Raw genomic sequence first — 13,273 nt, 5'->3', positions numbered from 1 at the left:
ATGTCCCAGGAGTCCACCACTCTCGCCTCTCACCTGGCTCAGCGTGGCCCGGCTGCACCCACCCGAGACGCCTGGACCGTCCTGCGGCCGCTCGGGCCGCATGCGGTCCAGATCACCTCAGGGTTATGGCACCAACGCGCCCAGGCCAACCGAGCCGCGTCGATACCGGAAGGACTGACGAAGCTGGGCGAGGCGGGGAACCTGGCCAACCTCGAGATCGCGGCCGGACGGTCGGACGGCGACGCGATAGGCCCGATCTTCGCCGACTCAGATGTGTACAAGTGGTTGGAGGCGGCCGCGTGGGAGTACGCGCGTGAACCCGATGAGGAGCTCCTGGCCGAACAGCTTCGGGTGACGGCTCTCGTCGCCGCCGCCCAGCAGGACGACGGCTACCTCGACTCGGTGATGCAGGCACGAGAGTTTCAGCGCTACGGCAATCTGCCATGGAGTCATGAGCACTACTGCGCAGGCCACCTGATTCAAGCCGCGGTCGCACAAGTCCGCGGCACCGGATACACGGACCTGCTCGACGTCGCTGTCAAGCTGGCCGACCACCTCGCCGCCACCTTCGGCGACGGCAAGCGCCGCGACGTCGACGGGCATCCGGTGGTGGAAATGGCACTCGTCGAGCTCTACCGGGAGACCGGGAACCGGCCGTATCTCGACCTCGCCCGCTTCTTCGTCCAGGCCCGTGGCCACGGCCTGATGGAGTCTTACGGCAATGAACCGACCTATTACTCCGATCGGGTCCCGGTCCGGGAAGCCCGGACTGTCGAGGGCCACGCCGTACGTGCCGTCTACTTGGGCGCCGGCGCCGCGGATGTCGCAGTTGAGACCGGCGACGAGGAGTTGCTGAAGGCGCTGTCCACCCAGTACGACTCGATGGAGCGGTCGAAGCAGTACGTCACGGGTGGTCTGGGCTCGCGCTGGGAGGGCGAAGCGTTCGGTGATCCGTTCGAGCTGCCCACCGACCGCGGATACGCAGAGACGTGCGCGGCCATCGGGGGAGTTCAGTGGGCCTGGCGGATGCTGCTCGCGACCGGAGAGGCCCGCTACGCCGACCAGATCGAGCGGATGCTGCTCAACGGGTTCCTGGCGGGGGTCTCGCTGGCCGGGACGGAGTACTTCTACGTCAACCCGCTTCAGCTACGCAGCGATGCGCATCCGGACGAGAACCGCAGCCCCGCCCATGGCCGGCGAGGCTGGTTTACCTGCGCATGCTGCCCGCCGAACATCATGCGAACCTTCTCCAGCCTCGCCGGCCATGTGGCGACGGCGGACCACCGGGGTGTGCAGATCCATCAGTACGCCGCCGGTGCCGTCCGTGTTCCCATGGACGGCGATGCCCTGGTGCTCGACGTGGAGACGGAGTATCCGTGGGATGGTGCGGTGCGGCTACGGGTCGCATCCGCGCCGGCACGCGACGTCGAGATCGCGTTGCGGATCCCTGCGTGGGCAACCGATGCGACACTCGACGGCCGGCCGGTGACGGCGGGTGGCTACTCGCGTGTGAGCCGGACATGGACTGCGGGTGACGAGGTTGTCCTGGAGCTGCCGATGCAGCCGAGGCTGACCGTCGCCGACCACCGGGTGGACGCGGTCCGCGGTTGCGTCGCCATCGAACGTGGACCGTTCGTGTATGCGCTCGAGCAGGTGGATCAGGAGGCCGGGGCCATCGTGGACGACGTCCGCATCGATGCGGAGACCGGATTCGAGGTCGAGCACCGCCCCGACCTGCTGGGTGGCGTGACCGTCGTTCGTGCCAGCGGCAGTGTTGAGGGCCGGCAACGGCCGGTCACGCTGACCGCGATCCCCTACTACGCGTGGGCAAACCGTGGGCCGGGGCCGATGCGGGTCTGGATCCCCGTGAGCCAGTGACCGTGCTCACCGCGGGCGAGGGCTTGCAACAGGGAACGTTCGGGCAGGTTAACTTCGGGCTTCTGGCCGCCGGAGCGGTGGTGGCGATGATTCCGTGCGTGATCCTGTACGTCGCACTGCTGCGCTACTACGTCGCCGGCCTTGCTTCCGGCTCGATCAAGGGCTGATCACGCCGGGGTTCCTTGCCTCATGTAACGCTTGGCCCTTCGGTCAACGCGGTATGCGTTACATGAGGCAAGGAACCCGGAAAAGGTTCCAGTGTTGGTGTGCCTGGCTAGCCTGCGGTGACCAACGAGCCGGTCCGGGCGGCGGCATCGTTGCGTTGCGTGGCAATGTGGCGTTCGTCGTCGATCAGCCCGGAGGAGGAGCCGCGAATGGCGCGAGCAGAGGTCGTTGTCTATCCAGCTCGGCTCGTGCGGACCATGGACCCGGCACGGCCGACGGCGGAAGCCGTGGCCGTGGCGGGGGACCGGATCCGTGCGGTCGGGACCGTGGACGAGCTCCAGCGATACGGCCCTGCCCGGGTGGACCGGCGCTATGAGGATCGGGTGCTGATGCCCGGCTTCGTCGAGGCGCATTCGCACGCCATGGCGGGGGCGATGTGGCGCGCGGCCTATGTCGGCTACTTCCCGCGGATCATGCCCGACGGCCGGTGGTCTGCGGCGTGCACCAGTCTGCAGGACGTCATCGCCGAGCTGTCCCGTGCCGAGGCGACGTTGGAGGATCCGAACCGGCCGCTGTTCGCATGGGGACTGGATCCGCTGCATCTCCCGGGAGAGCGCCTCGGCGTCGCCGATCTCGACCGGGTGTCGTCCACCCGCCCGGTGATGGTGATGCACGCGAGCCTGCACGTGCTCACCCTCAACTCCGCCGCGTTGGCGCTGGACGGTATCGACGCGTCGGCCACGACCGACGGCGTTGTCACCGACGGTGCCGGGCGTCTCACCGGCGAGCTGCGCGAGCCAAGAGCGATGGCGCTGAGCTCGCTGTTCCACCGGTGGGAAGAGCTGATCTCGATGGACGAGGATGCGATCCACGCCTTTGCGGCCGGCGCACGCACCGTCGGCGCGACGACGCTGACCGACCTGAACAGCCCTGAGCCGGCCAGCGACGACGCCGTGCGCCGCTGGCGATCCGTCGTCGATGCCGGCGACTTCCCAGGCCGGATCTCACAGTTCCTGGCGGGCGGGGCCGTGCCGTCGTACGTCGACGCCGCCCGCAGGATCGTGCAGTTGCGGGGGAGTAGCGGTCCCAAGATGCGGTACGGCGGGGTCAAGCTCATGCTCGATGGCTCGATCCAGGGCTTCACCGCCAGGCTGCAGCCACCCGGTTACCTGGACCGTGAGGAGAACGGCATCTGGGTTCAGCACCCGGACTCTTACGCCGAGGCGTTCCGTGCCTATCACCAGGCCGGGCTCCTCATCCACGTGCATTGCAACGGTGACGAAGCCACCCAGGTCTTCCTCGACACACTCGCGGACGTGCTGCGCGAGAGCCCGCGGCCGGGACACCGGCACACCGTGACACACTCCCAGCTGAGCACTCCGGCGCAGTACCGGCGGATGGCCGAGCTCGGTGCCTGCGCGAACATCTTCTCCAATCATCTGTGGTACTGGGGCGACCAGCATCGGGACGTCACCGTGGGCGTGGACCGAGCCACTCGGATGAATGCCGCTGCGACGGCCTTGCGCGCCGGGGTGCCGATCTCGCTGCATTGCGACACCCCGGTCACGCCACTCAACCCGCTGCTCACCGCGATGTACGCGGTCACCCGCCGCACCCCGTCCGGCTCAGCCATCGGCGAGCACGAGCGGATCACACTCGATCAAGCCATGCAGGCGATCACTGTGGGCGGCGCCTACCTGCTCAAGATGGACCACGAGGTGGGGACCATCGAGGCCGGGAAGTACGCCGACTTCGCCGTCCTCGACACCGACCCGTACGAGTGTGTGGAGGCGCCCGAACGGCTGGCGGAGATCCGCGTGCTGGGCACCATGGTCGGCGGCATGGACTTCCCCTGCCAGTAGCCGTGCCCTGCATGCGTCCAGTAACACGGCGACATCGTTCGGTCAGCTCGGTGCTTCGTGGTGCAGGCAGATGAAGTTGCCCTCGGTATCGGTGAACCATGCTGCCTGGTGACCGTCGATGGTCGCGACGTGGCCGGTGGTCTTGAACGGCTCGTCGTAGTCCTCGAATTTCACCCCCTTGCCTTCGAGTTCGACGATCTGGCCACCGAGATCCTCGACCTCGAAGCTGATGACCGTGTGCTTGCTCTGAGCTCCTTGCTCGGCGGCCATCAGCTCGATCCGGGCGCCGGCTGTCGTGCGCAGTGCCCAGTTGCCGCCCGGTGACTCCCCGAGGTCCTCGAGGCCAAGTTGGTCGCGGTAGAAAGCCGCGGCGCGGGATAGGTCGTTGACCGGCAGGATGGTGGTGACAGGCGCGTCGGTGAGCATGATCTTCCTCCTTGATCTCTGCGCTCGTTGTCGAACTGCGCATTGAGTTTCGGCCTGGCGCTGTCGCGTCCACCTCGCTGGCGGCGAGGCTTGAGATCTGCGCTTCCGACACTCTGCGGGGAGCGGGTCAACGTTTGGTCAGGGCCGGATCAAGACCCAAACGCCGGTGGAGAAGAAAAAACTTCTAGAGTGGGCAATTGAGTGTAAATTAATGATACATTCTCTCGCACGGGGGTTTGCCGACGCCAGCCACGAGAACGGACACCCCCGATGTCTGTGCTGCGAATGGACCGCGGCCCACCCGAGACACCCGCCCCGTCGCCATGTCTGTACCTCACGGAAAGGGTGTCCTCTACGATGAAGAACGTCCGTCGGCGACTTCAGCCGCGCCTTCTCGCCCTTGGGACCTTCGGGGCGATCGTCAGCCTGCTTGCGATGGTCTTCAGTGGCCCGCCGCGAGCCAACGCCGAGAGTCTGACCAGCGAAGTAACCGTCCATTCGGATACCACTCTGCTTGATGGGGACGGCATCCGGACCCCAGACATCATCTCGACCAGCCCGACCAATGTCGTGACCGCCTGGCGCGAGGGCAACACGTCCGGACAGTTCGACAACGGCGCCATCAAATACGCCAACTCCACTGACGGCGGGCAGACCTGGAGCGCACCGAAGACGCTCGCCGCGAAGGATTCCACGCACGGGTGGCACTACGTCATCCTCTACCGCGTGGATAGTGACCTGTACGCGTTTCTCGGCCGGGCGCCTGCCAGCTCGCACAATGGCCAGCCGGTCACCAACTTCATGAAGAAGAGCACCGACGGCGGCCAGACCTGGCAGGACCACGCAGTGTCGTTCGCCAATGTCCCGGACGGCTTCGTGGTCGCGGGTCGTCCCCTCTACCACAACGGATACCACACCGTGCCGTTCTGGAAAGGCGGGCAGGTTGCCGTCATGCGGTCGACCGACATGGTCAACTGGACGGCGGGATCATACGCGCCGGATCCGCTCGACACGAGGTCGGGTGAGAACCAGCTCGTCGTAGACCAGGACGACCCGAACAAGCTGATCATGTTCAACCGTGTCGCCTTCCCGGCCGAGGACTACGTGACCGGGCCGGTCTACACGTCCCGGACGGAGAGCACCGACGGCGGGCTCACCTGGTCCCCGCTGGAGCTGGACACCAACATCCCGAACATGGGCACGAAGGGCTACGTCACCAAGGACTCGAACGGTCAGTATCTCGCCATCTACAACACGATGGGCGGGCGGTTCCCCAGTCCCATCGAGACCCGGCCGGAGGAGTTCCGGGCGATCCTGAACTACAAAGTGAAGAAGCCGGACCAGCCGTGGGGTCCGGGCCGGTTCTTGGCCGACGGCCCTGAGGTCGTCGACCGCCCGCACAGCGCGGGCTGGGACACGTATGCGATGGCGGACGAGTACGCCCCTGGGAAGTACTTCGTCGTGTGGGAGCATGACACGTCCGCGATCAAGGTGGCGAAACTCGACATCTCCGACGCGTTCACCGGGATCAACGAGAACTGGGACGACGGAGACACGATCTCGTGGGACACGGCTGCCAATGGCGGCTCCGCCGGGGTGACCAGCGGACGGCTGGAATTGTCGAACGCGGCCGGGACGACGACGTCGGTCGAGCAGGAGCACGCGTACCAGGGCACGTTCATCGCCGCGTTCAGCGGCAAGATCACCTCGGCGACGACGCTCGACCCGGCCACCGGAACCGGGGCGAACCTCAAGCTCGAGGTGGCCAACGGCAGCCGGCTGCTGGCCATGACGGTGCAATCGGACGGCATCTACGCCAAGGTGGCCGGGTCGTCAGACTGGCAGCTCGTGCACGCCACCAGCATCGGCACCGGTGATCACCACTACCGGGTGGTCGTCCAGCCGGATGGCACGGCCCAGCTCTACCTCGATTCGATCGACACCGATGTCGAGTGGCAGACGCCACTCAGCTCGGAGCCGATCCGCACCACGCTCTCCACGTCCGGCACGAGTACGGAACCCGCCGGTGCCAGCGTCAACTGGGTGAGCGTGGAGGAGAACCTGGTCTCCACCATGTGGAACGACCTCACCGGCTGGGATGCGTTCCAGGCCGGAGGCTCGATCAACCCGGCGGGTGAGCTGCGGATCGCCAGCCCGTCCACGGGTCAGAATGCAATCTCGAAGGAGCTGCCGGACCGGTGCGACTTCTCGGTCGATTTCCGTGCTGAGGTCACGGACTACAGCACGCTCAACCAGTCCAACGGCTTCGGCGCCAGCCTCGCGATGAGCGTGACGAACCGCAGCCGCCGGCTCATGCTGGCGATCCAGCAAGACGGCGTCTACACCATCAAGAAGGGCGAGTCGTCATGGAGCCGGATCTATCAGCGGAACAACGCCGGTGACCGGGCCTCGTGGCGGGTCGACACGTCGAGTGGCGGCGAGGCGAAGCTGTTCCGCAACGGTGCGGACACCGGCGCCAGCTGGACCATCCAGGATCGGGACAGCGATCCGGCCGTACGGCTCTGGTCGTCCGGAAACAACGGCGACGCGTCGGCCTTCCAGATGGACTGGATGCGCGTGACCTGTGAGATCCGCTAGCCTGCCACCACGCCCATGATCATCAACGGTTGGGCCGGTCATAGGTGGGCTCACCGTTGATGATCATGGGCTAGGCGTTGATCTGGTACGCCTGGCGCGTCACCTCATGCTGGAGCGGCGCGCCGTTGACGAACCGCAGCACCTCGTCGACGGTGGCCGCCCCTTGCTCGTGAAGCGTCTCGACGGTGAGGGCGGCGATGTGCGGTGTGGTGACGACACCGACGCATCGACGCCACTCGCTGTCCGCCGGAAGCGGCTCGTCGTCGAAGACGTCGGCCACCACCTGGATGCGACCCGCGGCGGCGGCCTCCAGCAGAGCGGCGCTGTCGACGAGTGCGGAGCGTGCCGTGTTGACGACGAGCGCGCCCGGCTTGAGCCGGCCGATCAGACCCCGGCCCAGCATGCCGCGCGTCTCGGGAAGCACTGGAGCATGCAGGGACACGACGTCCGCCCGCTCAACCAGCTCCTCCAGTGTCGCCCGCTGGACACCTAGGTCGGCCGCCGCGTCCTCGGTCAAGAACGGGTCGGCGACGAGGCACCGGCAGCCGAACGGCTGCAGCCGGTGCAGCGTGGCGCGGCCCGTGCGACTGGCGCCGACGATCCCCACCACCTGGTCACGCAGCAGCCGCCCCGGCGGTCGCTCAACCAGCCGCGACCATGTCTCCCCGTCGCGCATCGCGGACGCGAAGGGGACGACGTCACGCAGGCCGGCGATGATGGACATGACCGCGAACTCGGCTACCGCCTCGGCCAGCACCGCCGACGCCTGGGTGATCCGCACCCCATGCTCGAGGGCGACGGCCGGCACCAGGCGCCGCACTGAGCCCCCGGTGTGTGCGACCAGCTCCAGCCGATGTGAACCGTGATGCGAGCCCGGACGCGAGTCGTCGAACAGGGCCGCCGGCAGGGGCGGGGTGTCCCATCCCGTGACGCAGATGCGTGCGTCTGCGAGGACGGTGCGAACAGATGCGGACGATGACACGTCGCTCACCCACGACAGCTCACCGGCCCGACCGAGCCGGTCCCAGTCTGCCTCGGTGAAGATCCTGGCACGCAGCTCCTCGGACATGACCACGACAATCGGGTCTGCCACGGTCACGCTCCCGGCGCCGTCGTGAAGGTCGTGCGTAGCCGCCCGATGCCTTCTACCTCGGCGACGACGACGTCCCCGTCGTGCAGGTACTCCGGTGGCGTCCGGGCGTCGCCAACGCCGGCCGGGGTGCCGGTGATGACGATGTCACCGGGCAACAGCGTCATGAACCGGGATAGCTCCACCAGCAGATCCGTGACGTCGAACACCATCCGTGCCGTGCTCGACTGCTGCTTCGGAACCCCGTTCACCGTCAGGGACAGGCTGAGGTCCTGCGGGTCGGGCACCTCGTCGGCGGTCACCAGCCAGGGCCCGAGAGGACAGAAGCCGTCCAGACTCTTGCCGAGGAACCACTGGCCCTCCGGGCGCTCGTGCTGCTGGTCACGGGCGGAGAGATCGTTGGCGGTCAGATAGCCGAAGACCGCATCCGGCGCGGTAGCGGGGGTCAGGGAGCGCGCCCGCGCGCCGACGACGACGCCGAGCTCCACCTCCCAGTCGACGCGGGTGGACTGCCGCGGATCGACGACGACCGGCCCCGGGCCGGTGACGGTGGTGGTGGCCTTCGTGAAGAAGATCGGACGGTCCGGCAGCCCGGGGGAGTACGGCGACTCGTCGGCATGTTCGCGGTAATTGGCTCCGACGGCGATGACGTTGCGGCGCGGCTCGGGGATCGGCGCCAGCACCTGGAGCTCGCCCAGTGGCACGGTGGCTGCTCGGGTGTCCTGCACCTGGTCACGCCAGGCTTCGAACAGCGCGGAGCGTTCCTCCGGTGCCATCTCGACGAGCGCCCGCACGCTGGTCGGGTATGTCCGGCCCGTTCTCGTCGCCATCCGGGTCACGTCGACGACGGGCGTCGGCGGCGCGGACGCGGGGTCGGGCGGAGCGGCGTCCCCCGGACCGAGGTCGAGGTATCCCCAGCACGGTGGCGCGGCGCCAGGAGTGTCGGGCGAGCGGTAGGACAGAAAGCGCATCGGGTTCCTCGCGTCGGGTCGGTGAAGTGAAGGAAATGAGGGCTGCCCGTTCACACGCCGGGCTTCCGATCGATACGTGACGTGGTGCGCTCCAGCTCTGCGGCTGTGCGCAGCACCAGGTCCCGGTCGCGGTGCAGCACGGTCTCCACGGGTGGCAGCTGGTCGGAGAACCAGCGCCGCTCGTACTCGAAGGTCATGGTGCCGATGTAGCCGTCGAGCAGGAGTAGGGCTGCGCGCCAGTCGACCTTTCCGGCGTCCAGCCCGACAGGTCGGCGTCCGCCCTCGGCGGGCAGGAAGTTCTTCAGATGGACGTGGCGGATGAACGGCTCCTGCATCAGGTACGCCGTGGCCGGATCCTCGGCTCTCATGATCGCCAGGTTGGCCTGGTCGTAGAGGATGCCCACCGTCGGACTTGCGGCAGCGGCGACGAGGTCACGTGTCGTGGCCGCGCTCGTGGCCAGGGTGTCCATGTGGTTCTCCACATTCAGGTTGACCCCCGCTAGCTGGGCGTAGACGCCGACCTCGCCCAGCGTCTGGGAGGCCCGAGCCAACGCGGCCGCTCGCTCGGGCTCGGGCCGGTCGCGTCCGGCGAGCACCCGGATGTGCCGGGCGCCCAGCTCGGCCGCCAGATCCACGGCGCGGCGAAGCTCGTCGGCGGCTCGCCACCGGTCCGACTCGGACTCCGCGTCGATATCCCGGGTATAGGGACACAGCGCGGCGACGCGCAGTCCCAGATCCGCTGCCGCGCCGGCCACCCCGTTCACCTCCGATCTGCTGGCCGCCGGCCGCAGCCCGCATCGGTACTCGTCGTCGATGATCAGCTCAATGCCGTCGAGCTCGAGTCGGTGGGCGGACTCCAGACATCCGACCGGGCCTACGTCGGGTGTGGCCATCGAGTGCAGCAACAACGACCACCGACGCGACGGCGCCACGGTGCCCGGCTGTGTGCCTGTGCCCGGCTGTGTGTCCGCGCCCGGCTCTGTCCCGGTCATCCCTTGACCGCCCCTCCGGTCAGGCCGCCGGTGATCTTCCGTTGGATCACCAGGAACAACACCAGGGTCGGGACCACGGCGAGCGTGGTGGCCGCCATGAGCGGTCCCCAGTCGGCCACCTCGCTGCCGACGAAGTTGTAGATGCCGACGGGCAGCGTGCGCCGCTCACCACCGCCGAGGATCACGAACGACAGCAGGAACTCGTTCCAGCTGTTGATGAAGCCGAAGATCGCGGTGGTGGCGAGCCCGGGCGCGGCCAGCGGAATGGCCACCCGGACGAAGATGCCCATGTGGGTGAGCCCGTCGACCCGTCCCGCTTCCTCGATTTCTTTCGGCAGGCTCCGGAAGTACTGCATCATCAGCCACGTGCAGAACGGGAAGTTGAAGGCGACGTGGACGATGATGATGCCCGGGTAGGTGCCGGCCAGCCCGATCCCCGAGATGACCGTGAACAGCGGGATGGCGTACAGGATGGTCGGGAACACGTACGCCACCAGGACGCTACGGGACACGAACAGCCGCCCCGGAAAGCCGCCCCGAGCGAGTCCGAACCCGGCCATCGCGGACAGCACGACGACGATGGCGGTGCTGCCGATCCCGACGACGGCGCTGTTGACCATGAAGTCGGTGAATTGGGTGCCCTCCAGCACGCGCCGATAGAAGCCCCAGTCGACTCCGTCCGGAATCCACGTAGGCGGGAACGTGTACAGCTCCTCCGGGGTCTTGACCGACGACGCGGCCATCCAGAGCAGCGGAAACACGGCGAAACCGATGAGCGGCGTGAGGACGGCGTAGCCGACCAGCTGCCGGCGCCGGTCCTTGCGCCACTTCGGGCGCCGCGTCCGCGCGGGTCCGGTGCTGGCGTTGGCGACTGCGGTGGCCATCGTCTAGTCCTCCTTGTCCACGCGAAGCACCTTGAGGTAGACCGCGATGATGATGACGAGGACGCCCAGCATCGCCACCGACACCGCCGCCATCCGCCCGATGTCGTAGTTGGTCCAGCCGATCTGGAACGCGTACACCGGCAGCGTCTCCGTCACGCGGATCGGACCTCCGCCAGTCGTCAGGTAGACGAAGTCGAAATTGTTGAACACCCAGATGCTGCGCAGGACGATCAGCGCGCCGATCACGTGGCGCAGGCCCGGCAGGGTGATGTGGCGCAGCTCCTGCCAGAAGTTCGCGCCGTCCACACGGGCGGACTCGTAATGCTCCACCGGAATGGTCTGCAGCCCGGCCAGCAGCGCCACCATCATGAACGGGAAGCCGAACCAGATGTTCATGGCCACGACGGCCGGCATCGCGGTGGCTTCGTTCCCGAGCCAGGCGACCGGCTGGTCGATCAGCCCCACCCGCATGGACACGTCGTTGACGACGCCGACGATCGGATCGAGCATGAACTTCCACGAGTACGCGAGCACGATCGACGGAAACGCCCATGGGATGATCAGGCCCAGCCGCAGTGGTCCTTGCCCACGGCGAACAGCCTGCAGAGCCACGGCTCCGATGAAGCCCAGCAGCAGCTGACCCGCCACGGAGCTGAACGTCCACACGAGCGTCCGGGTGATCGCCGAGAAGAACGCGGCGTCGGTCAGCACCCGCTCGTAGTTGGCCAGCCCCACCCACTCGGACGTGGGGAAGCTCAGGTTCCGGTCGGTGAAGCTGTTCCAGACGTTGAAGCCCACCGGGTAGGCGACCATAGCCAGCAGCAGTCCGACGCCGGGTATCACCATCAGCAGATGCGTCCTGTGGTCCATCCAGCTCAGAAGGGCGCGATACCACGGACGGGCGGCCGGCGGAGCCGACCCGGGCGAACCCGGAGCCGGCTCCTCGCTGTGGGCGGGCGCCCGCTCAGCCGAGGCGAGACGAGATGTCATCGAGAGTCGCCTGAACAGTCTGGTTGGCGGTCGCCAGGGCACTGTCCACGTCGGCACCACCGACCAGGACGTTCTGCAGCATCTGCTCGATCACGTGGCTGTTGAAGACCGGCCCTGCGTAGGGGTTCGGGCCGTCCTCGAAGCCCGGAGGGCTTCCTTCCTCCACCCCGGTCAGTGTCTGCTGCGCGGTCGTCTCGTACTTCGCGATGGTCGGCTCGTCGAAGAACTCCGGGCTGTTCGCGGAGGCGAGTGCCGGGAACATGAACAGCGGGATCGTGTGCAGGAACGGTACGTAGTTCTCCTCCGCGTAGAGGAAGGCCGCGAACTCCTGTGCCAGGCTGGGATTGTTGCCCTTCGGCAACGCGAGTGACACCGCCCCCATCTGGTGTCCGGGCTGGACGTCTGTCGGCATGAACGTCGTCGCCAGCTTGTCCGCGATGTCCGGAGCATCGACCGCGGCGATGCCGATCTCGGCTCCGGAGACCTCGGCGAGCACTGTGGTCCCGGCGTTGATCAGCGAGAAGTTGTCGTTGATGTTGTAGTTCACCTGGCCGGGTCCGCTCGCCGTCCGCCCGAGCTCCACCAGGAACTCGGTCGCCCGCTTCACCTCCGGCGTATCGAGCATCGCCGTGCCGTCGGCGTCGAAGAACTTGCCGTCGGCGGAGCGGGTCAGCATCCACAGCAGATACCCGCCGCCGGTGTCGGAGGCCGACAGCTTGAGCATCCAGCCGAACTGGTCGGGCTCCTTGGTGGTCGCCTGAGCCGCGCTGAGGACCTCGTCCCAGGAGGGGCGCTCCGACAAGCTCACGCCGGCTTCGGAGAGGATGTCGGTGCGGTGCGCCAGGAGCCGGTTGTGCACGTAGTGCGGCAGCAGGATGTGCTGGTCCTCGTACATGGCGGAACGGTCGAGGAGACCGGGGCTGAACGCGGAGGTCCCGCCGAGCTCCTCGAGGACCGGTTCCATCGGGTGCAGAGCGCCCGCCTGCCACATGGACACCGCCACCGTCGGCAGCACCGTCGTCACGTCGGGTAGGTTGCCCGCCGCCTGTGCCGCCGGCCACTTGGTGGGGAACTGGGGGAACGGGACCACTTCGATCTCCACCGTGGTGTCTGGGTGGCTCTCCTCGAACCGGTCGGCGACGTCGCGCATGAAGTTGACGCGCGCCTCCTGCGTGTAGTTGTGCCAGAACACCAGCCGGCCACTGTCGCCGTCCGAGGAGGACGACGATCCGCCGTCGTCTCCACAGGCGGAAAGCGCGCCGAGCGCACCCGCGCCGGCGGCCGTACCGAGGACGCCGCGCATGAAGCCGCGCCTGCTCATGGGCCTACTTATGGGCCTACTCATGGATGGTGCGTTGACGCTGTGTGTCACGGGATCTCTCCTTCCGCGGTGCGGAGGCTCCTGGACGGAGCGTTC

General features: G+C 67.4%; 11 protein-coding genes. 4 read left to right on the top strand and 7 right to left on the bottom strand.

The window, feature by feature from the left end; genetic code table 11:
* The 3 genes from ELR45_RS05600 to ELR45_RS05590 form a co-directional block, all read left to right on the top strand.
* Positions 1-1,878: glycoside hydrolase family 127 protein (locus ELR45_RS05600; protein ID WP_129664100.1), on the top strand; the 1,878-nt coding region annotated here is incomplete at its 5' end.
* Positions 1,875-2,045, top strand: coding sequence for a hypothetical protein (locus ELR45_RS05595; RefSeq protein WP_205856076.1), 171 nt, complete (start codon positions 1,875-1,877; stop codon positions 2,043-2,045). The genes ELR45_RS05600 and ELR45_RS05595, both read left to right, overlap by 4 nt.
* Positions 2,046-2,252: 207 nt before the next feature.
* A complete protein-coding gene (locus ELR45_RS05590) occupies positions 2,253-3,905 on the top strand; it encodes an amidohydrolase (RefSeq protein ID WP_129664098.1) in 1,653 nt (550 codons plus the stop codon).
* Between the two features lie 42 nt (positions 3,906-3,947).
* Here ELR45_RS05590 and ELR45_RS05585 read toward each other — a convergent pair whose 3' ends face one another.
* Positions 3,948-4,331 (bottom strand): VOC family protein, encoded by a 384-nt coding sequence (locus ELR45_RS05585; protein WP_129664096.1) that lies wholly within the window; start codon positions 4,329-4,331, stop codon positions 3,948-3,950.
* Between the two features lie 357 nt (positions 4,332-4,688).
* Between ELR45_RS05585 and ELR45_RS05580 the strand changes: the two genes are divergently transcribed.
* Positions 4,689-6,929: a sialidase family protein gene (locus ELR45_RS05580; RefSeq protein ID WP_165367505.1), complete on the top strand. Its 2,241-nt coding sequence runs from the start codon at positions 4,689-4,691 to the stop codon at positions 6,927-6,929.
* A 70-nt stretch (positions 6,930-6,999) separates the two neighbouring features.
* On the opposite strand, the gene ELR45_RS05575 is transcribed toward ELR45_RS05580, so the two are convergent.
* From ELR45_RS05575 to ELR45_RS05550, 6 genes are all read right to left on the bottom strand, one after another.
* Positions 7,000-8,022 (bottom strand): hydroxyacid dehydrogenase, encoded by a 1,023-nt coding sequence (locus tag ELR45_RS05575; protein WP_129664092.1) that lies wholly within the window; start codon positions 8,020-8,022, stop codon positions 7,000-7,002.
* A 2-nt stretch (positions 8,023-8,024) separates the two neighbouring features.
* Positions 8,025-8,990, bottom strand: a complete 966-nt coding sequence (locus tag ELR45_RS05570; RefSeq protein WP_129664090.1) for a fumarylacetoacetate hydrolase family protein — start codon at positions 8,988-8,990, stop codon at positions 8,025-8,027.
* A gap of 50 nt (positions 8,991-9,040) precedes the next feature.
* The gene (locus ELR45_RS05565) at positions 9,041-9,982 is read right to left on the bottom strand and encodes a sugar phosphate isomerase/epimerase family protein (RefSeq protein ID WP_129664088.1); all 942 of its coding nucleotides are present in this window, start codon (positions 9,980-9,982) and stop codon (positions 9,041-9,043) included.
* A complete protein-coding gene (locus tag ELR45_RS05560) occupies positions 9,979-10,866 on the bottom strand; it encodes a carbohydrate ABC transporter permease (protein WP_129664086.1) in 888 nt (295 codons plus the stop codon). The genes ELR45_RS05565 and ELR45_RS05560 overlap by 4 nt, the downstream gene beginning before the upstream one ends.
* A 3-nt stretch (positions 10,867-10,869) precedes the next feature.
* Positions 10,870-11,736, bottom strand: coding sequence for a carbohydrate ABC transporter permease (locus ELR45_RS05555; protein ID WP_165367504.1), 867 nt, complete (start codon positions 11,734-11,736; stop codon positions 10,870-10,872).
* A gap of 94 nt (positions 11,737-11,830) precedes the next feature.
* Positions 11,831-13,177 carry an extracellular solute-binding protein gene (locus ELR45_RS05550; RefSeq protein WP_165367503.1) on the bottom strand — a complete coding sequence of 449 codons (1,347 nt, stop codon included), beginning with the start codon at positions 13,175-13,177 and terminating at the stop codon, positions 11,831-11,833.
* Positions 13,178-13,273 lie beyond the last annotated feature (96 nt).

Source organism: Phytoactinopolyspora endophytica, assembly GCF_004138495.1.
GTDB lineage: Bacteria > Actinomycetota > Actinomycetes > Jiangellales > Jiangellaceae > Phytoactinopolyspora > Phytoactinopolyspora endophytica.
Note: the sequence above shows the minus strand (reverse complement) of the source record. Positions and strands in the feature narration are given on the sequence as shown.